At 45.7% G+C, this 23,571-nt stretch carries 6 protein-coding genes; 1 reads left to right on the top strand and 5 read right to left on the bottom strand.

What is annotated here, in order from left to right; translation table 11 throughout:
* Positions 1–90: 90 nt before the first annotated feature.
* The 5 genes from ACQ4MX_RS27265 to ACQ4MX_RS27245 form a co-directional block, all read right to left on the bottom strand.
* Entirely contained in the window at positions 91–909 is an 819-nt protein-coding gene (locus tag ACQ4MX_RS27265; protein ID WP_431088390.1) for a hypothetical protein, read from the bottom strand.
* 20 nt (positions 910–929) lie between these two features.
* A complete protein-coding gene (locus tag ACQ4MX_RS27260; protein ID WP_043922447.1) occupies positions 930–1,388 on the bottom strand; it encodes a flavodoxin in 459 nt (152 codons plus the stop codon).
* A gap of 207 nt (positions 1,389–1,595) precedes the next feature.
* Positions 1,596–3,077, bottom strand: coding sequence for an L-arabinose isomerase (gene araA / locus ACQ4MX_RS27255; protein WP_431088388.1), 1,482 nt, complete (start codon positions 3,075–3,077; stop codon positions 1,596–1,598).
* 376 nt (positions 3,078–3,453) lie between these two features.
* On the bottom strand, positions 3,454–4,719 hold the full coding sequence (locus ACQ4MX_RS27250; protein WP_431088387.1) for an MFS transporter: 1,266 nt from the start codon (positions 4,717–4,719) through the stop codon (positions 3,454–3,456).
* 12 nt (positions 4,720–4,731) lie between these two features.
* The gene (locus ACQ4MX_RS27245) at positions 4,732–21,597 is read right to left on the bottom strand and encodes an amino acid adenylation domain-containing protein (RefSeq protein ID WP_431088386.1); all 16,866 of its coding nucleotides are present in this window, start codon (positions 21,595–21,597) and stop codon (positions 4,732–4,734) included.
* A gap of 1,103 nt (positions 21,598–22,700) precedes the next feature.
* On the opposite strand from ACQ4MX_RS27245, the gene ACQ4MX_RS27240 reads away from it, so the two are divergent.
* Complete coding sequence (locus ACQ4MX_RS27240) at positions 22,701–23,564, top strand: class I SAM-dependent methyltransferase (RefSeq protein WP_014281993.1); 864 nt, start codon at positions 22,701–22,703, stop codon at positions 23,562–23,564.
* Positions 23,565–23,571: the final 7 nt, after the last annotated feature.

The following is a 23,571-nucleotide window of genomic DNA, read 5'->3' as shown; positions in this document are numbered from 1 at the left end:
CAAAAAAATTTTCATAAAAAAGAGCCTTGGGAAACAAGGCTCTTTCAACGAAAAGGTATTACTTACATTTAAAGGGTTTCAAAAAATAAACTAAGAGAAAAGCAAAGGTCCCCCTGACCGTTCTTTACGGTTTTTGGCCTCCTGCTGCTCTTTTTTGTTCTTATCCAGCCTGTTGCTATTGCTCTGTGATCGTTGTTCCCCCAGGCAGGCTCCGCAACGACATCGTTCTGTTGTCGCGTGTACATCCTCTCTGGAATCCCGCAATAGCCGAACGTAATCCAGAGATTGCTGTAAAGAAGCAGGACCCGGGATAAAGCGGATTTTTTTGCCTTCCAGCAGACAGTAGACCTCAATAAGCTGCGGAAGAGCGCCAAATGCATAATAACAAAAAACATTCGTCAAATGTTGAAATGTATGAATAACGTTGGGATTATAATCCACGATGTATTTCTGAATCAGCAAGGAATCGGCTCCGGCTGACAGTTGCCAGGCAGCCTGCACAATAAGCGAAATGTCGACCTCAAGCTCAGGGATCGGCGTGCAAAATTGCTCATACAATATCACCGGCACTGACAAGTCCCTATTTAATGCACAAATTTTAGACAGCTCGCCTGACACTTTATTTTTAACGTCCCAGTAATGGAACAACGATTCGAAGCCGGTTGGTTGTTTGGGCCACCATTTCTCCAGCACGTACTGGACGGGGATTTCCCGCCGCACCTCTACTTCCATTCCGAAGTATTCATTTAGCGCATGCCCTACCGCATATTGAACCCGTTGCCTCCAATTCCAGCCTTCACGCCCGCGTTTTCCCTGCGATTGACGGGTAGACTGCGGAGTTCTCCACATCTCCTCAAGCTGATAGTCGTGCAGAAGAGGAAAGCCGCTTAAGCTATCGCTATTGCGCATACCTATCCCTCGCTCTCTTCTCAGGACACCCCAATACCAGCCTGTGCAAATTGTCTTCCGTAAGCCCGGCAATTTTCCTTCTCATCGTCCAGTGGGTTGAATTCGATCTTCAAGCTCTCCTGAATAACAGTTGCGCCGCGTTCTTTGACTTTTTCCTCTACCAGGTCAACCGCGCCGCAGAATTGTGTATAGGATGTATCTCCGCTGCCAAATACAGCGGTCTTTTTACCGGATAGATCAAGCTCATCCAGTTCCTCGTAAAAATCTAAAAATTCATCAGGAAGCTCACCATCTCCCCATGTATATACACCCAACAGGAATCCGTCATAACCGAGCAGTTCCTGCGCGCTGCAATCATACGAAGCCTTCAACTCCGCCTCATGTCCTGCCTGGCGGACGCCTTCGGCGATCAATTCCGCAATTTCCTCTGTATTACCAGTCATACTGGCATAAGCAATCATGATTTTACCCAAGTTCATCCCTCACTTTTGTTTGGCATATGGAATGCATTCATTCCTACTACTCAAATAATATTTGATAATGATTCTCATTGTCAAATATTAATTTTAAAAAGTGTTTTATACTTGCTAAAACATACGCAAAACAGCCGCATAACATGCGGCTGTTCGCTGATAAATCCTATGAATAAGCTGCTTTAACAAGAAGCTTGTTATTTATTGCAACCATTATTTATTACGCCAGTACAGTTCATTCCATTGCAGCTCCTGACGGAACTGACGGATGTTCGTGTTGTTGTCAATAACGACGGCTTCTATGCCTGTCAGCTCTGCATAATCCAGCAACTGCTCAGTGGTTACAGCATAGGACAACACCGTATGGTGTGCTCCACCCGCATGAATCCATGCTTCCGCAGATACTTCAAGCGAAGGCTCTGGTTTCCACAACACGCTGGCTACAGGCAGCTTCGGCATTTGCTTTTTATTTTCCACAGCTTGGATTTGGTTAATGATCAGACGGTAACGTCCTCCCAGCTCAATGATGGATGCTACGAGCGCCTTACCCGGTTTGCCTTCAAAAATAAGACGAGCCGGATCGGCTTTGCCGCCAATACCCAATGGTTGAACATCAATACGCGGTTTGTTTACAGCAATCGTCGGACAGACCTCCAGCATATGAGAACCCAAATTCAGCTCATTGCCCGGCTCCAAATGATACGTGTAATCTTCCATAAAGGAAGTATCCACATTGTTGGCCATCAGCTTCATCAGACGCGTTAACGCTGCCGTTTTCCAGTCACCCTCGCCGCCGAATCCGTAACCTTGGGCCATCAAACGCTGAACCGCCAAGCCAGGCAATTGTTTCAGACCATGCAGGTCTTCAAACGTTGTCGTAAAGGCTCCAAATTCTCCGTCCTGCAAAAACTTTTTCAAGCCCAGCTCAATACGAGCCTGCTCCAAAATAGAATCACGTACTGCACCCGGCTGCTTGGCTTCTGCGGACAACTCATACAGGTCATGGTATTCCTCGAACAGAGAGTTGATATCCCCTTCTGACACGTTATTAACGACCTCAACCAGATCACCGACACCATAGCCGTTGATCGACCAGCCCAACTGGGCCTGAGCAGATACTTTGTTACCGTCAGTAACAGCTACTTCACGCATATTGTCACCAAAGCGGGCTACTTTGAGATTTTGGCTTTCGCTATAAGCAGCAGCCGTGGACATCCAGCCGCCGATGCGTTTCTGAACGCCTTCTTCCTCCCAATAGCCGACAACAACTTTACGAGTTACACCCAAACGGGCACCGATAAAGCCAAATTCACGGTCACCATGCGCGGATTGGTTCAGGTTCATAAAGTCCATATCAATACTATCCCAAGGGATATCACGGTTAAATTGAGTATGCAGGTGCAGCAAAGGCTTTGCCAAACGCGTCAAGCCAGCAATCCACATTTTCGCTGGAGAAAATGTATGCATCCAGGTAATAATCCCTGCGCACAGGTCATCCCCGTTCGCATCAATAATAAGACGGCGAATCGCGTCAGAATTCGTCAGAACCGGCTTTAATACCACTTCAAATGGTAAATGACCACTTCGGTTCAATCCCTCTACAATTTGACGAGAATGCTCTTGTACCTGATCAAGTGTCTCGGGTCCATACAAATGCTGACTTCCTGTAGCAAACCAAAATTTAAACGGTTTCATAATTAAAAATTCCTCCTGTCAGGAAATAAGTATAATTGTAGCTGTGTTAACAGATAAACTATTATGTACGTACAATCCAATCTATTTCTCATAATTATGATGAAAAATGATTAGTTGTACGTACAAGTGGGATTGATTTCATTTTAATATGGAAGCGCTCTAATTACAAGTGTATTCGGCAAAAAAATATTTTTCATCTGGAAACTGAGCACTTCTCCTAGGTTAATGTCCTAAGCATCTTGGTAAACAAGTACGTAAGCCCTTCATGACATATCAAACAATGCCAAGCCCTATAAGTAGGACTTGGCATTGTTGTGAGGAAACTTCCACACAAAGTTGATCATCTATTTTACATGAAAAACAGACATTAAAACTTTTAACTTACTTCATTTGTTGCATGAGGATGCTCCAACCCACCTGCCTTCTCTAATGGAATTTCAAACTGACGAACTGTCTTGATAAAGAACATGATTAATCCAGACAATACGGTAGTCAGGGCGCTAAAAAACAAGACCTCAGGCAGTGAGAATCGCAAAGCTAACGCGCCGCCAATCAGAGCTCCCAGCGGAAGGGCCGCATTCGAGAGGGTATTCGTAAAGGCGATCACACGTCCTAACAGCGGTAAGGGAGTAATAATTTGGATCAAAGACATTTGCAATACATTAATTATGCCTGTAAAAGCACCTATTAGGAGAGTCGCCAGTAGTTTCATCCACATCTGGGGCATCACGGAAAACAGGAAAATGGCAAGTCCTGTAGCTACCCATGCAGCTGCAATAGTAAGACCGTTCCTTTTAAGCACATTTACCAAAAAAGAACCTACAAAAATGCCGATGAAATAAGAAATATACAGCAAACTGTAATAGATTGGCGAACCGTAATCGACAGCTATGGAGGGCATAGTAATAATCAGAAAAGCCATTGAAAAGTTGGCAAGAGCAAAGAATGGCAACATAATTCGCAAAAAGGTGTGGCGTTTTACAAAGGTATATCCTTCTTTCAGTTCTCTCCAATAGTGCCCTAATGTTAGCGAGCCCTCGCTATGTGTCCCTTCCGTTGAATGAGTGTCGAGCTGTTTGCTGAGTCTAATATATACGACACCTGCAAGGAACAGCATACCGCTAGCCAGTAAAAAGGTGTTTTGCATGCCCATAGCGATAATGAGCGAAGCTCCAGCCAGATAACCAGCGATATTAATGATCTGGTCCGACGATGAAATCATAGAGTTCGCCCTAATAATTAAATCTGGTGCACGAACAAGTTGAGGCAGCATTTTACTGTTAGCCGGATAGAACAGCATGGAGAAGCAAGACGCTATAAAAACGATCGCGAGGATAATTATCAAATTGGTCATCCCGTCTCGAATAAGAAACGGGACAATCGAAATTAGAATCGCCTGCGCAAACAAAGCAATGCTGGCCAAGCGTGCGGGTGAATAACGATCTACGAGTGGCCCAACAAAAAAGCTGAAAATAGATGCTGTAGATACCGCCGCATACGTGAAGCTGGTAAATGCCACTGACTGCGTCGATTGCTGAACAAAATATAACAACACAATGGAATAAATGCTATCCGCTATATTTGCCACGGTACGTGAAGCAAAAAAGCGGACAAACCGATTGTCTTTGAACAAATGATTCACGTTTTCAGCTCCCTACTGCCGTATGGCTAGGTCAGAAATAATCTTATCGTTAGCAGCTTGCAATATTCGATAGATATCCTCATGTTTCTCTTCATATGGTAGGCGCAGGAATATTTGAAGTACTGCTCCAGTATGGGCAGCTTCAAAGAAAATTACTTCTTCTCCGTCAACTAAGGTTGTACTTCTGTTTAAGGTGCTCAACATCTTCGAGGCCTCTTGCATTTCTCCCAGGTAATTGAACACGATTGGTAATTGTCCAAGTCCCTTTTTTAGCATACTGCTTGCTTGTGGATACATAGGCTCCATTTCTTCATTAAAAATTAAATTAAAGAAGTTTAAATGATGATTTGCAGCAACGCTTAATTGTTTTTTGATCACCGCATGATAAGATAGCATTTCTTCCTTATGGAGTAACACGGGAATATGATCAATGTATTCTCCCACGGATTCAAAGTAATTCCGATCCCCATACTGTCTTCCATACTGCGTTAACCATAACGGAATTTCGGATTTTCGGAAATAAACACCAAAAAATTGGAATGCCATTTGTAGCGAAATATCCCATAGGTTTACAGAATCATTCTGCATTGAAATACTCGGTAGTGCTATATCCCATTGATACGTTGTCATTTGTCCATATTTGAATTCCCGGGTCAGCTTATAAATTTGACTTGTACTCTCAACAAATGACTGGAGCTTATATTGCTCAACAATTTGCTGATCACTTATCCCCTGTGGTCCTTGACGAATATGTTTGACATAGTCCATATAATGGACTTCCTCTGTTGTATGCTCCAGTTGTGGATCCTCATATTCTTCAAGTAACTGACTCTCCAAAATCATGCTGCTCGTGCCATCGAAAATAATGTGTGAGCACGGCAGAAGCAATAAGTGTTCACGCAAATTCAAGCGAATCAATGTAATTCGGTATTGCAAAGATTTCGTCTGCTCATACGGTTTAAAATAAAGATGCGACATGATAGACGAAAGGAGCTTACGCTGGGTTGGTATCGGATATGCCGATAAATCCACCATAGGTAAAGATAAGTTCTCCGGGATTGATCGGACTTCCCAAGCCCAACCCCCGTCCGATTGAATCAGTACGCTACGCAGTAATTCATGCCTGCGCATGAGCTGCTGAACAGCTGTGGACAGACGTTGCTTATCTACATAGTGATTCAGATGAATCACCGTGCCAGAAGAAGCAGGATGCTGCAAATGATAATGTTGAGCAGGTGCCAGTGGAAACTGTCCGATCGCCTCTGAGCTTAGCAGACTACCATTCCTAGTTGCATTCATTTCATCAATTATTGAAATAAATTCCATTGATTGAGAGTGAAGAACGTTTTCCTGTTCATCATCTGTTATTGTAATCATCGTGAGCAGAGCTTCAATCGATTGGCCTGCATCCTCTCCACCCATAGGCACAATGTAATGCGGATGCAGGTCAGGATGTACATGAGACGGAATGAAAGCAACGATCTTATCAACCTGATCTGCTCGAAATGGATGTACTTGTAGAAACAGATAGTCTTGCTCATCAACCGTCACAAATTGAAGCAAAGCTTGTACATCAAAAGTGTTGCTAATCCACTGTTCAGCTTCCAAGATACTGGAAATCCATGATGTGTTATGGTGTGTGTCACAACGTTCAGCTTGCAGCAAATCAGACAAACCACGAATAGTTTGATGTTGTAATACCTGATGGATTCCTAGATAGATACCTTTTTCCTGTGCTTTAGAGACAAGCAGTATAGCCTTTAGAGATTGACCTCCGAGTTCAAAAAAGTTATTGTCAATGCCTACCTTTTCCGCGCCAAGCACCGTTTGCCAAAGCTCTACAAGTTGTTGTTCTAATGCATTTCTCGGGACAACGTATTCTTCATTCCAACTACCTGTCCCTCTCGGTAAGGGTAGCGCTTTGCGGTCGATTTTCCCATTCGGGGTCAGGGGCATGTACTGCAACTGCATAAGGTATGAAGGAACCATGTAATTGGGTAACTTTTTCAGCAACGTGTTACGCAGTTCGCTTACACTTACTTCACGTTCTGCCACATAGTATGCGACCAGTTGGTGTGGCCTCTGTTCTTCTGCATTTGCCAGCACAATGACCTCTTGCACAGCCTCCATTTTCAAAATTTGCGCCTCTACCTCGCCCAATTCAATCCGATACCCTCGGATTTTCACCTGATGGTCGATCCGACCCAAGTACTCAATGTTGCCATCCGGCATCCATCTTGCCAAGTCACCCGTTCGGTACATCCGTTCATAACTTGCTTCTCCACTACTAAACGGATTTTTCACGAATTTTTCAGCAGTCAACTCCGGACGATCCAGATAACCCCGCGCTAACCCCGGACCGGATACGCACAGTTCACCTGGTACACCCACCGGCGCTAGACGACCATGCGCATCCACCATGTACACGCGATGATTTGGTATAGGACGCCCAATTGTAATTAGGTCCTCAGCTCGCGGATCTTCAGACACGGACCATACCGATGTCGCGACCGAGTTTTCTGTTGGACCGTAAGCATTGTAATATGCCACTTTCTCCTTCCACTTAAGCACCAGCTCTATTGAGGCTGCTGAGCCTGCTGTGACCAAAATGCGTAAGTCTGGCATACGTGCTGGTTCTAGATACACCGTATAGGTAGGTGGGAGTGTGGCCACTGTAATTCGATGTTCCGACATGTACTTCTCAAACCGTTCATAATTCAAAATCGTCTCTTGTGTCGCTACGTACAATGTCGCTCCACTGAATAGCCCCTGGAAGATTTCCCAGCAGGATGCATCAAACGAATAGCTGGCGAATAACAACACATGATCTGATGAGATAATCTGTAGCGTTTGATCAAAATACGTTTTCAGATTGGACAATCCTCGGTGTTCCAGCATAACTCCTTTGGGTTGTCCCGTGGTTCCCGATGTATAAATAACATACGCGAGGTTATTTGAACCACTTACCGAATCTAGGTTTGAACCATCCTTGTGATATATGGATGTTTCCCCATTCAGGATCAGCACCTGACCCTCAAACATCCCTTTTTCCACCAGATGACTTTGCGTCAACAGCAGTTTTGTTCCGGAATCTTCCAGCATGTATTGGATTCGCTCCTGCGGATACGTCGGATCAATTGGCACATAAGCACCACCAGCCTTGAGCACTGCCAATATGCCTACGATCATCTCAATAGAACGTTCAACAAGTAGACCAATTCGCTGATCTGACTGCACACCATAAGATCGCAGCGTTCTTGCCAATTGATTGGCTCGCTTATTCAGCTCACGGTAGGTCAACTGCTCTCCTTCGAAATACAAGGCTATCTGCTCTGGCGTCTGCAACACTTGCGCTTCAAACAAGCCGTGAATCGTCTGCTCGTGCGCGTACTCTGCTGCCGTATCTCCCCAAATCGCCAGAATTTGTTCGCGCTCCTGTTCCGTCACAATGTCCAACTCGCGCACTCGAATGTCCGGTTTCGCCACCACTTGCTCCAGCAGCTGTACTAGATGGCCCTGAATTTGTTCTACACTCGCACGGTCAAACACCAATGCATTGTAGCTAAAGCTCATTTGGATCGTTTTTCCTGGCAACACCGCCAGATTAAAGTCGTCGGTCGTTGACTTGGCTATCTTTGCTGTCCATAGGCGGAGGTCGCATTCTTTACCATCACTCATATGCTCCACTTCTTCCTCCACCAGAACATCTGCAAAAATGACGCTATGGTTGATCCAATCCTGAATGAGCTCAGTTAGTCCCTGAATCTCATGGGGTGGATATGTGGCATGCACACATGCATACTTGAGTAACTTTTCGTTTTGCTTCATTAATTCTGTGAACAAGCTATTTTCTCCGCCTTGGATACGCACAGGCATGGTGTTTATGAATGCCCCTGTCACTGCTTCTGTATTTGCCATATCAGCCGTCCGACCTAAATGTACGCTGCCGAACACGACGTCCTCAGTTCCGTTATATCTTTGCAGTAAAATCCCCCATGCCGTCTGTAGTAACGTACTGACCGATACCTCTTCCTGCTCGGCGATTTTCCGTATTCCGGCGGTCAGCTCCATACCCAGATCCAGGTTTACATACTCCGCCTGATATGTTGTCTGATTCTGCTTTTTAGCCTGCGGTAAATGGGCTTGTTCCTCGTACCCGGCCAGATAGTTGCTCCAGTAGCGTAATGCTTTTTGGCGTTCTTGATGCTCTTTCAGAACAGGCACCGTTTCTTCCGTTGTGACCCATTCCAGCTCTCCAAGTGTTAGATCCGGGTTCACCACAACAGTCTCCACCAATCGTACAAAGTGGCGCGTCATCTGCTCTACTGTTTCCCGCTGATATAGCGATGTCGCATACTCTAATCCGAACCGAATACCCGCTTCTCCCTCACTGGCTTCCAGCGTCAAATCAAACTTTGCCGGGGCTTGCTCCATCCCATATGGACGGAAGCTCAGGTCAGCCAGCTTCAACTCGTTTTGCTCCGTGTTTTGCAACACAAACATCGTATCAAACAGCGGATTGCGGCTCATGTCACGCTTCATCATCAGCTTGTCCACCAGTTCCTCAAATGGATAGTCCTGATGCTCGTACGCCTTCAATGCATGTTTCTTCACATTCTCCACATAGCTACGGAATGTTTGCCCTGCGGTTGGGTAATTACGCATAGCCAGCGTCCCAACGAACATTCCAATGACTGGCTCCAGATCCGCATGTGGTCGTCCGGCTATCGGGCTACCTACAATAATATCCTCCTGCCCGGTGTACTGATGCAGCAATGCTGTGTAGGCTGCCAGCAGCACCATGTACAGCGTCGAGCCTGTTTGGGCTGCCAGCTCTTTCAGGCGCTGGCTGACTTTCCCGTCCAATTCGAATTCCACTGTAGCCCCTGCTGTACTTCGCACCTCTGGACGAGTAAAATCGGTCGCCAGGTTCAATACGGGTAACTCACCATCAAAGGTGTCCAGCCAATACGCTTCCTGACGTTTTATCCACGCTTGCTGCGCTTCATTCTGCTGCCATACAGCATAATCCTTGTATTGAATCCGTAGCGGAGACAGCTCCTCTCCGCTGTACAGACGTACAAACTCGTCGGTCAGCACCCCTGCTGATACACCGTCCGAAATAATATGATGCATATCCAGCATTAAGAAATGCTGCGCTTCTTGCTTTGTTCCATGTTCCCCAAGGTCCAGTAAAGCCACCCTCAGCAGCGGAGCCGTTTCTAAGTTGAATGAGCGCACAAAAGCTTGAATCCGCTCTTGCACTTTCTGGTTTACAGCCTGCGCGAATGCAACATCGCGGGGGTCGCCTTCTACCCGTATCTTCGCATATTCTACTTCGAACGACACCCCGTCCTCAATAAACTGCACAGGTTCGTTCCCTACCATTTCAAAGCGGGTACGCAAGGATGCATGTCGTTCAATTAATTGACAAAACACTTCTTCCACACGCTCCACATTAAGCGGTCCACTTACCTGAAGCACAGCCGGCATATTATAGTTCACATTGTTCGATTCCAATTGTTGGAGCACATACATCCGTTTCTGCGCCGAGGACAGCGGATAGAACGTGCGCTCTTCCGCCACCGGAATGGACGCGTATGCCAGCTGATCCAAACCGTCCATCACTTCCGCCAACTGCTCAATTGTTGGAGCTTCAAAAATGCTGCGCAGTGGAAGCGACTTATTCATTTCTTTATGAATTTTCGAAACCAGCGTCGTCGCTCGCAGAGAATGCCCACCTATTTCAAAGAAGTTATCTTTCACGCTGACCTGCGCTAGATCTAAAATTTCCTTCCAGATCATCGCTAACTTCGATTCTACCCACGTCCTAGGTGCAATATGTTCTATTCCATCTTGCAATTTGCCCTCTGGTGCTGGCAGTGCCTTCCGATCAATTTTGCCGTTCGGGGTCAGCGGGATGTGCTCCAGTTGTACAAAGTACGTAGGCACCATGTAGTTTGGAAGCTCTTTAGCCAGCAAGCTACGTAATTCACTTGAACTGACTTCCCGCTCCGCCACATAATAGGCGACCAGTTGGTTTTCTCCCTGCTTGTCCTCATGAGCCAGCACGACGGCCTTTTGCACATCTTCCATTTTCAAGATTTGTGATTCAACCTCGCCAAGCTCAATTCTGAACCCGCGAACCTTCACCTGATGATCAATACGTCCAATAAATTCCAGACTACCATCTGGATTCCAGCGAGCAAGATCCCCCGTTCTGTACATTCGTGTTCCCGGTGAAAACGGGTTGTTCACAAACTTCTCCGCTGTCAGATCCTCCCGATTCCAATACCCACGCGCGAGGCCTTTCCCTCCGATACATAATTCGCCAGGAATACCAACCGGTTGCAATCGACCCTGCGTGTTAATGATGTATATTTGCGTATTAGCGATGGGGCGCCCAATATCAATCCGGTTCGCAGTCGTCAATTCTTGAGTCGTCGAATACACCGTCGTTTCCGTCGGACCGTACATGTTATAAATACGCAGTCCGTTAATAGATTGCAGTCCGTTTAGAAGCTTCGGAGGAATTGCCTCACCCCCGACTAAGACCTCCTGTACACCTTGTAGCGCATGAGCCCCTTCATCATGATCAAGTAGCATTTGCAGCCGGGACGGCGTCATTTGCAGCATATCGATTTGATGAGTGACGATCAACTCCCCAAGCTCCTGTGGGTCTGTCTGATGACGACGGTCACCAATTATAACTGTCATTCCACTAAGCAATGGCAGGATTGTTTCCAGCACGAAGATATCAAAGGAAATCGTCGTTAGCGATAAAATTGTTTTGTCTGCTGTGATGTCAAGGACTCCGTGCATCCCTGTTATAAAGTTCAGAACCGACCGATGCTGAAGCATGACCCCCTTCGGATTACCAGTCGAGCCTGACGTATAGATTACGTAAGCCAGGTGATCTGGCTGAGCCGTTACTTCCAGATTCGTTGTTTCCCCTTGGTACAACTCTTCATCTTCGACAAAATAAGTGTTAGCCCTATAGCTATGTCCTTCAACCAGATCACGGGAAGTTAAAAGTACAGTAGCTCCACTGTCTCCAAGCACATATTCAATTCTAGCTGACGGATATTCAGGATCGATCGGCACATAAGCACCGCCTGCTTTAAGTACAGCCAGCAGACCGATCATCATCTCTGCCGAGCGCTTTACCATCAAGCCCACCAATTTGTCGGGTCCCACTCCTTGTGTTTGAAGCACCCGTGCCAGTGAGTTGGCGCGCTCGTTCAACTCGCGGTAGGTTAATTGCTCTCCTTCGAAATACAAGGCTACCTTCTCTGGCGTCTGCAACGCTTGCACTTCGAACAAATCGTGAACCGTCTGCTCGCGCGGAAACTCCATTGCCGTATTTCCCCATACCCTCAGGATTTGCTCGCGTTCCTGGGCCGTCACGATATCCAGCTCATCGATCTGAATATTTGGGTTCGTCACCACTTGCTCAAGCAGTTGTACCAAGTGGCCTTGAATTTGCTTTACACTCGCGCGATCAAACGCCAGTGCATTGTATCCAAAGCTCATTTGGATCGTTTTACCTGGCAGCACTTTCAGGTTGAAGTCATAGTTAGTCTGTTCCACCGACTCAACTCCGGTAATCGTGAAGCTTGCCTGCTCACCATTACCCAGCTGTTCGATTTGTTCTCCTACCGGATAGTTTTCAAAAATGATAATGTGATCGATCAAATCTTGCTTGAACTCGGTCAACGCCTGAATTTCATACAAAGGGTACGTATCATAGGCACGTGAGGCGATGGATTGCTCCTGAATTTGTTTTATTACATCCAAGAAACGACTTCCCCCGCTGCTATTAATGCGCACTGGTATTGTATTTATGAACAAACCAATGATATGTTCCACATTTGGAATGTCGGCTGGTCGTCCAGAAACCACACTGCCGAATACAACATCATTTGTACCGTTATATTTTTGAAGCAAAATCCCCCATACGGTCTGTACCAGCGTATTTACCGTGACCTGGTATCGCTTGGCGACTCGCTGCAGCGCAGCCGTCAGGTTCTCGCCCAGATCAAAGTCAAGCTGCTCCGGCTGATACCCGTTCCCTAGTACTTTAGCCTGTGGCAAACGGGACTGCTCTTCATATCCGCTCAGATATGTGCTCCAGTATTGTGCCGCTTCTTCATGATCTTGCTGCTCCAACCATTCGATATATTGACTATACGGCGTCACAGGTGTCTGCTTAGGCTGGTCTAGGGCCAAAATGGCAAAGTAACTCGTGAACACTTCATTAGTCAACAGCGACATGCACCAGCCGTCCATTACAATATGATGGAAACTCCATATTAATCGATATGTCTCTTCACCTGTGCGTAAAATCGCCACACGTATCAACACATCTTGGTCCAGTTTAAAGCCTCTTAGCTTATCTTTACGAGTGAAATCGAGGATATGTCGACCCTGTTCATCTTCTTCCAGTTCACGTAAATCCTCCACATACAGTTCAGTCCGCTTATTCCTGTACACGATCTGAAGCGGTTCATCCGTCACACCGCTGTAGAAATTCGTCCGCAAAGACATATGTCTTTGCACCAGCAGATCCAGACTTGAAGCAAACGAAGCCGTATGAAAATGCCCATTCAGGTCAAAAGATACCTGCTCAAAATACGCGCTGGACTGCGAATCCATTAAATTATGAAACAACATTCCCTTTTGCATTGGTGTTAGAGCGTATACATTTTCCAGCTCGCCAGTCTGTGCAACTTGCTCAACCAGTTGATCCAGTACCCCGATGGTCAAGCCCTTGAAGGATACATCGCTTGTTGTCAGCTCAGGCCGCTCTTTGGCAACGCAATGCGAGATCACCTCTTGCAGAGCTGATTGTAACAGCCCAGCCACGTGTTCCATCGTTTCTTTTCGATATTGTTTATTGCTGTAGGCGATCGTCAATCGCAACGTACCTTCTGAAATCATCGCGTTCAAATCCAACGTGTGCAGCAACCTCGATTGAGCAGCATCTGTTTTACCTATACCGTAGGAGGAAAGGGTAATTCCGCTGTTTTGCAGATCTTCCTGATCAAGCTGACCTAAATAGTTAAAGCTGATTTCCGGTTCTGTGAAGTAAGGACGGTTTCGAGTTTCGGCAGAAGCCTCGGACAGATAACGCCATGTACCATACGTCAAACCTTTGTGCGGAATAGCACGCAGTCCTTCCTTTGTGCTTTTGATACGTTCTCCAAGTGTAAAATCACCATCAATTTCTAACAAAACAGGATACAAGCTGGTAAACCAACCCACAGTACGTGTTATATCTACTTCCGGTATGATAGCTTCCCGACCATGTCCCTCCAGATGCACCAGCACACAATTAGTACCTGTCCAGTTATGAATGGCCAAGCCTAACGCACTTAGCAGCAAATCATTAATCTCGGTATTGTAGGCCCGGTGTACTTGCTTCAACAATTGCTGTGTTTCTGCCTCCGTCCATTCCAGCGTCAGCACTTCGCTATCTGCATTCAACGAACCAGTATAGGAAAAATCCTTAGGTAGCGGAGTAGCTCCCCCTTGAGCCTGTTCAAGCTGCTGCCAGTAAGTTTCGTCAGACTCGGCCGCTGAGCTGTTAGCATAAGTTGACAACTCATGCGCCCAAGTTTGAAAGGAATCTGTTTTAAACGGTAATCTTACCGGCACGCCCTTCAGTGCTTGCTCATAGCCTGTGGAGAAATCCTCGAACAGAATCCGCCATGATACTCCGTCTATGACCAGATGATGAATAGCTATAAGCAAATGATCGCCTTCATTTGTACGGAATAAACCAAGCTTCACCAAAGGTCCTTCGGACAGGTTGATACTACTTTGAATTTCAGTTGCTTTCGCTTCTAGCAGGTCGGTAGCCGCCGACTCTCCACGTAAATCCGCAATTTCGAGCGTATATAATGAGCCTTCCTCCACACGGCGTGTCCATGCTGTATAACCAGATGGATGCTTGCGGAAGACTGTACGCAGGGCATCATGATGCTCCACGATCCAGTCCATTGCCTGGCGCACAATCCTCTCATCAAAACCTTCCGTCCTGTGCAACATCACCGCCTGATTGAAGTGCTCCGGACACTCAAGCTCCTGCGAAAAGAACCATTGCTGGATCGGAAGTAACGCAGTTTCTCCGCTGACCTCCCCTTGATCAGCTATATGCACGGCCTCACACATATGCGGTGCCAGTGCCACTACCGTAGGATATCGGAACATATCCTTAACTTCCAGCTTGTAGCCCGCCTGAAATAATCGGGATGAAATTTGAATTGCCTTGATTGAATCCCCACCCAGATCAAAGAAATTGTCTAAAATCCCAACCTTTGGGGCTCCCAATACTGATTCCCAGACCGCCACCAGAGTCCGTTCCGCCTCCGTACGCGGCTCAGCATAATCAGCTCCGCTTTGCAGACTGCCTTCCGGTGCTGGCAGTGACTTCCGATCAATTTTTCCGTTCGAGGTCAGTGGAATATGCTCTAACTGTACGAAGTATGCAGGCACCATATAATTTGGAAGTTCCTTAGCTAGCAAGCTGCGCAATTTACCCGCATCCACATCTTGTTCAGCTACATAATAGGCAACCAGTTGGTTTTGTCCTTGATTGTCTTCATGGACTAATACGACGACCTCTTGCACATCAGCCACCTTCATCAGGTTGGTCTCAACTTCACCCAATTCAATCCGATAACCCCGAATTTTCACCTGATGGTCAACCCGGCCCAAATACTCTATATTCCCATCTGGTAGCCAGCGTGCTAAATCGCCTGTCCGATACATCCGTTCATAGTTCGCTTCTCCACCAGCAAACGGATTTGGCACAAATTTTTCAACCGTCAGCTCTGGTCGGTTCAGATACCCACGGGCTACGCCAACACCGCTGATACATAGCTCACCGATTACCCCTATTGGTTGAAGCTTCCCATGCTCGTTCAGAATATATGCGCGCGTATTGTGAATAGGTTTACCCAAATTTACTGCTATTTCTGGTTCACACACGGAAGCCAGCACATCAATGGTTGTTTCCGTCGGTCCATAATGATTATTCAGAATGTATCCTTTGCTCACTATTTTTTCCTTTAATGAATCTTCCAACCGTTCACCACCGCAGATTAACGTATCTAAGCAAGGTATTTTGGAATCTTCAGATAAAAATGCTCTCATCAGGGCCGGTGGAATGTCTAGTATCCTGATATTATGAGTCTTAATATATTCGGTCAGTAGCTGCTTACTCAGCAGCGTTGTACGCCGGATACAATGCAGCTTGCCCCCATGCAGCAACGTCCCAAAGATCTGCTCAATACTTGGATCAAATGTATATTCTGCCGTCAGGATCATATCAAGTCCACCACTTATTGCGTAACGTTCCGAAAACCAGCTCACCGTATTAATTGCACTACGATGGTTGACCATGACCCCTTTCGGCTGTCCAGTCGTTCCTGAGGTATATAGAACGTATATCAGATGATCCACCCTGTCTGTGGACATCATCAAATTAGAGCCATCTGCAAAATATATTCTGGAATCATCCAGTTCAAGAGTAGTCCCTTTAAAAGATATTCGTTCAGTAAATGCCCGTTGTGTCAGTACAATCTGCGCATCGAAGTCCTCCAACATATAATGGATACGTTCTGCTGGATATTCCGGGTCTATCGGTACATAAGCACCACCTGCTTTGAGAACTGCTAGTATACCAACAATCATCTCAATAGATCGTTCCACAAGTAGTCCAATTCGCTGCTCTGGCTGTACACCATAAGAACGGAGTGTTCTTGCCAATTGATTGGCGCGCTCATTCAACTCACGGTATGTCAGCTGTTCACCCTCAAAGAATAAGGCTACCTGTTCTGGCGTTTGCAAGACTTGCGCTTCGAACAAACCTTGAATTGTTTGCTCGCTTGGATATTCCACCGCCGTATTTCCCCAAACACCCAGAATTTGCTCGCGCTCCTGTTCCGTCACAATATCCAGTTCATTCACCAGGATATCCGGGTTTAGCACCACTTGCTTCAGCAGTTGCAGCAAATGTCCCTGAATTTGCTCCATATGTTCGTGATCAAATACCAGGGCGTTATAAATAGCTCTCATTTGTATCGTTTTTCCCGGCACTACAACCAGATTAAAGTCATAATTTGTCTGCTTCATCCAATCAATTTCGTCAATACAAAAGCGATTCTCATCGCTACCACCCATTTGCTGAATGTCTTCCTCTACTGATACATGATCAAAAATAAGGATGTGATTAATTAAATCGTGATTTTGCTCTGACATTGCCTCAATTTCTTCGAGTGAATACACTTTATGGGCAAGGTTAAGCATTGAAAGCATTTGTTGTTGCTTGATCTCTTCCAAAAATCGACTATTATGACTAGTTCTAATGCGCACAGGTACAGTTTTTATTTGCAGATCGAGGGCTTGCTCTTCATTCCGTACCACAGATGTGCTTTCAAGAGCCACACTACCAAACACTACATCATCCGTACCGTTATATTTTTGCAGCAGAAGTCCCCACACCGTTTGCACCAGTATTTGGATGGTTACCTCATATTCCTGAGCAATCCGTTGCAGCCCGCCTATCATGTCTGCATCCAAATGAAAGTCATGATATTCGGTCTGACGACTCCATGTCTTATTCATTCGAGCCTGCGGTAAGCGAGATTGGCCCTCGTACTCCTTCAAATACGCTCTCCAGTAATTCAAAGCGGCATCATGATCTTTGTAATCTGAATAATCAATATGTCTACTTTTGGCTAGTGTATTAAGTGTAGACATTTCATTTAACCTTGATAAAATTAACTGTTCTTCATTATCAGACAAAATATTCATATCAGCCAATCGTAATCTACTATCCTGGGTGATTGTCTCCAAGATCTTTATATAATGTTCTGCCAACTTCCTGATTGTCTCTGGCTTAAATAACTTAGTAGCATATTCCCAAACAAGGGTCACTTGATCTTGTTCTTCAGTCACAAGCAATGAAAAATCGACCTGGGCTACGCCAGCATTATATTCCTCCGGTTTAAATCGGACCCCCTCGACCTCCAAAGTGTCCATCCCGACATTTTGCAAACTGAACATCGTATCGAACACAGGATTTCGGCTGACATCACGAACCAGTTCAAGTTGATCTACCAGTTCATCAAATGGATATTCCTGATGCTCCAGTGCCAACAACGTGCTTTGCTTGACCTCCTGTAAAAAGGATTGGAACGTTAGTGTCGAATGCGGGTAATTCCGAAGCGCCAGTGTATTAACGAACATCCCGATCATCGCTTGCGTATCCACATGTTCTCTTCCAGCCACAGGCGAACCTACAATGATATCTTCTTGACCCGAATACTTGGCCAGCAATACGTTATACGCTGCTAAAAGCACCATGAAAAGCGTTGATTCGGTATTTTGGGCTAGTTGGTATAAGGATTTTGTCAACTTCCCATCCAATGTGATCGTCAAACTGTCCCCTTCAAAACTTTGTGTCTGCGGTCGCGAAAAGTCAGTAGGCATTTGCAGAACGGGAAGCTTTCCATTCAAGGCCCCTAACCAATATGGTCTATACTCATTCCATTTACTGCCATTTATTTGCTGCTGCTTCCAAGCCACAAAGTCCTTGTAATGAAGCTGAATGTCAGCAAGCTCTCTGCCCTGATAACGCTGGATGATCTCATCCATCATAATGGTCATAGAAAAACCGTCCGCAATGATGTGATGCATATCCACCAGGAGCATAAAACCGCCCTGAATAAGTTCGAACAGTTTAATGCGGAGCAAAGGAGCTTTATCCAAGTAAAAGGGCCGAATAAACGAGATTCGGGCCTGCGCTGCCTCTTCTTGCAGAATTCGTGAGAACGGTATTTCAAACGTCATCGTGTCCCGAATTTTTTGTACAATCTCCCCAGCCTGCAGTTCAAAATATGTCCGGAAGGACTCATGTCTTAAAATAACTTCCCTAGTAGCTTCAATAAACTTTGAAACTTCCAAGTCTCCTTCTATGAGGAGCTGACCTGAAATATGGTAGGCTGTTCCGCCACCCAATTGATCCAGTGCGTACATCCTTTTTTGGGCTGAAGACACCGGGTAAAAAGGCTCGGGGGGCACAGGAACAATCGATTCATATGTTTGCTGCTGCCCTCCGACAATAAATGCAGAAAGTTCGGCAATCGTTTGCAAATCAAAAATGCGGCTGAGTGGGATGTGTACACCCAACTCCTTGTTCACTTTGGACAAGATGACGGTCGCTTTTAACGAATCCCCACCCAAATGGAAAAAGGATTCATGACGGTTAACTTCGGACACATTCAAAACGTCCTTCCAAATAGTCGTCAGCTTCTCCTCAGCGGTTTGTACCTCAGAACCAACATCCTTTGCTGCATTAACACTTGCTTTTCCCACTTCTAGCAGGACCTGCAGATCCGGCTCTCCATTTGCTAAGAGAGGAATACGATCCATCTTAATGCACCAACGAGGCCGCGTATAATCCGGAAGGAGTCTATTCACAGCTTGCTTCAGCTCGGATTCTTCCCAAGGCTTTGAAGCGGCTGCCACAAGAAAAGCGGTTAAATGCAATACTTCACCGGCTTCATTCGTTTGCGGGGTAATAAAGCAATCACTTAGTTGGAAAGTTTGCAGCAAGTGTTTCTCCAGTTGTTCCAAATTCACTTGATGTCCGCGGATGCAGATGTTTCGGTCCAAATGACCGATATGTAAAAGCTTCGCTCCACCTTCCACGTAAGCCCATTCCCGGGTCGTTCCCAAAATTCCGCTGACTGCCGAGGCCTGATAGACCTCCCCTGCTGTTCCGACAGGTGCTGGTTGCTTGTATGCATCAAGCACGCAAGGATAAATACCGTTAGAATCGACGTAATCAGTCCATGTAGCCCGAAGCCGTTCCTGTCCCACAACATCAAGTAAAGAAATCGAGGATACACGAATTTCCTCATTCTCCACAATTAAATGCAGCAGGTGAAGGAAGTATTCTGACCACGTTTTAACGATATTTTCTTGAAAAATATCTGTATTATAGTCAAAGTCAAGACGCAACTGCTTCTGTATCTCCGTAACGTTCAAAAACAGCTCGTATTTACTGAAAGATATTTCGTTTTCAAGCACTTCTACATCCAATTGGTGGAAGTAAAAACGAGGAATCGGCCGATCCATATTAAACACAACGTTCATTACTGGCAAATATTTTAATCCTAGTGGGGCCAGTCCGGCAAAGCTGTATTTCTGGTAGGCTTCCAACTCATTCATTTGGTGTTTGACCGTTTGGGCAAATGAATTAAATGAAACGTCAGAACACACTTCGCTAATGACCGGAAGCATATTCACACAGTTACCAATCAGCGAAAAAACATCCATTTGCGCTTGTCCTGCTGTCGGTACGCTTACCATCACTTCTTTTTGGCCTGTCAGGCGATGCAGAAAAAGCTGAAATGCAGATAAAAGGGTGATGAATAAACTGTTTCCGAGTTTGATACTTACGTTTCTCAGCCGTTGAACTAACGGTGCCTCCAGAATCAAAGTATGTCTGCTTCCTTGGGAAGATGGCATCTGTAGCCCACGCACCGGAGAAGGTAAATCTAGCACAGGCAGAGACCTCTTTAGTACAGCCGACCAAAACGTAACAGCCTCCTCTCCTCCAGACCTCAACTGATCATGCTGCCAAACGGCATAGTTCCGAAATGATACCGGATCGGGTAGAGTAACAGCTTCATTGCGGACTAACGCGGAATAGATGTGCTCTAACTCCCGCATGAACACTCCCATCGACCAGCCGTCCGCAATCAAATGGTGGAAGGTAAATACACCAATATGCTCTATGACTGATATTTTCAGCAATTGAACACGGAATAATGGCTTATAAGGTATTAATGGGAACGGAATTGTACTATCCTTGGCCAGCCAATTTCGGACGTGCTGTTCCTGTTCATCTGGCGAGTAGTCGCTAAAATCATGCAATGGAACGCTAATCTTCATTTCAGATGTAATCACTTGTGTCTCTCCATCATCATTCATAAAGGTACGCAAAGCTTCGTGGCGGTTCACGATGGTATGAACTGCCTCGGTAAAAGCTTCGGGCTGAAGCGGGCCACAAAAACGTAGCAAAGCGGTTTCATGTAAAGATTGTGAGTCATTTCGTTCTGAAACCGTAGCGAACCAAAGCTGCTTTTGATCCGGGGTCAGTGCAATAACAGTTTCCTGAGCGCCCCATGTCCCCGTTTCCGGAGGCATGGATACAGCTAAAGCTTGCTTTTCCAGACCTGGGCCGCTTCCGTTCGACGACAGGTCGGGTAGGAAGGCTCCTTTACGAAGGTCGCTTACGCTGTCCTTGACTGCTTGTACGATCTTTGCACTGTCTTCCTCGGGGTGATGGTGATATACAGTGGTAGTGTTCACATGTGCTATGGTATGATCCCGCAGCACCTCAAGCTGATGTGACATTAAATGAAGCTGTTGCTCCAAAATGCGTTCTAAGCCCACAGGCGCGGACATCGAAAGGTTCTGTTTTTCATACGTTTGTAACACATAAGGGGCCGTATGTTCTATCCCGTTACCTGGGATCTCCACAGAACTTTCTACCACCTTCTGATTCGTAGACTCAATGGGGATAACTACTCTTTCTGCCACATGATTTGTCAACAATTCCAGCGTGGTTAGCGTATCAAAAAACTCATTCATAGGTATGTCAAATCCAAACGCATCCTTGATGCTATGACGGACTTGAGATAGAGTAATGGAATCCAGCCCTAGCTCTAAAAAATGCGTTTGTGGCTCTATTTCATCTTCGTTAAGTTGGGTCACATTTCCAATCATCTTGACTAGTTTTTGTCTAACATGAGCTTTGTGCTGGTTAAGGGCTGATTCTGTCGTGGAATACTTGTTCGCCATATTTATATACTCCTTTATCGCTGATTTTTTAGAAGCTCGTCTGGCATCTCGTAAATAAATGAGACAATCTTGTATGCTCAATTCGACGTAAAAAATTTCATATCGCGAATTTTTCCCCATATTCAAAGCATCCTATATACCTTCGATAAAATTCAGTAACACACCCGATCCGGCTTTCTGACAAGAAACACCCGTATTCGAAGCTTGTGCCTTGGAGAGTCCGATATATACGCCAACCTTCCAAATTGTGAACGCTCATCGGTCTATGAACACATGATAAAGCTCTAGCTAATTGAGCTCACCTCCATCCGAAATTATACAAACACTTGACAATTCATCGTTAGCTGCTGCTTAGAATTTAAAATATTCGAAAAAAATTTGTTAGACGAAGCGGCCTCACTTTTTTACCACCCCCAAATACAACGGTCGTTCAAAGACTCCCCACGCCTGTTCAACTGTTATGAATGTTTTTTTCTTTATCAAACACCTTTCATTCGACAAGAAGGTGGCAAAACAAAAATGTTTTCACAATTCGAGCGTTAACGTGCATATGTACGGAAATCGTTATTACAGACAGTAGAAAAATCATTTTAATAAAAAACAAGCTTAAAAATGGAATAGAATGATGGAGTAGAATAATGGAATAGCATTTCGTGGTGTGAGTAAAATATTGTGTGATCTTGGAAGTGGGTAAAACTGGAAGTATAGTGAAACCTTATATTTACAGCTAAAGATTTCAGTATCATAGATGAAATTGATAACATAACGTCGAGGTAGGACAGGATGTTTTGATTATTAAATAAGCGTAACATATAACTATTTATTTACATGATAAAATATAAATTCGAAAAATGTCAATGATTTTTAAATTCCTTCAACATAAATAATTTGGAAAATAAACAATTCTGCTTCATAACACTTTTCGCCTATCAAAAGTCGCCATAAAGCGACAAAAAATGCTGGGACCTATAACGGTCAATACCAGCTTCTCCATGGAATCATTCGATTGTTGCTGAGGTTTGTTGTACAATAGACTCCATATGGGGATTTCTGTGCAGAGGACTGCCGGAATCCTGAATTGACTGTTGAAGGATGGATTGTACATGTATGTAGCACAAGAATGGAAAGATTATGAAGTAGTGGATACAGGCGGCGGCGAAAAGCTGGAGCGTTGGGGCGATATTGTCCTGCGGCGGCCTGATCCGCAAATTATATGGCCGTTGTCCCAGGAAACAGCCGAGTGGCGCGATGTTCATGGACATTACCACCGCAGTTCCTCCGGGGGCGGCAGTTGGGATATGAAGAAGCCTACTCCCGAGCGTTGGACGATCAGTTACGGGCCGCTTAAATTCCACATTAAACCGACCAGCTTCAAGCATACCGGTCTTTTTCCGGAGCAAGCAGCGAACTGGAGCTGGATGATGGATAAAATCAAAGGCGCAGGCAGACCGATTTCGGTACTGAACCTGTTCGCCTACACTGGGGGAGCCACTACTGCCGCAGCATATGCTGGAGCAAGTGTTGTCCACGTCGATGCAGCCAAAGGCATGGTGCAATGGGCGAAGGAAAACGTGCAATTGTCCGGTTTAGCTGACCGTCCGGTACGCTTCATCACAGACGACGTATTCAAGTTCGTACAGCGGGAGCAACGCCGGGGAAACCGATATGATGCGATCATTATGGACCCTCCTTCTTACGGGCGCGGACCAAACGGAGAAACATGGAAGCTGGAAGAAAGCCTGTATCCGTTTCTGGAATCCTGCATGAGCATCATTTCCGATCAACCGTTGTTCATGCTGATTAACTCCTATACCACAGGGATTTCGCCTACCGTACTGCGCAACATGCTGAGTATGACGATGCAACAAAAGTATGGCGGTCAAATCAGCGCTGGTGAAATCGGATTGCCGATTACCCGCTCGGGGCTGAATCTGCCTTGTGGTATTCTCGGACGCTGGGAGGCTTAATTCCTCC

This window comes from Paenibacillus sp. 8b26 (genome assembly GCF_050626875.1).
Taxonomy (GTDB): Bacteria; Bacillota; Bacilli; order Paenibacillales; family Paenibacillaceae; genus Paenibacillus.
Note: the sequence above shows the minus strand (reverse complement) of the source record. Positions and strands in the feature narration are given on the sequence as shown.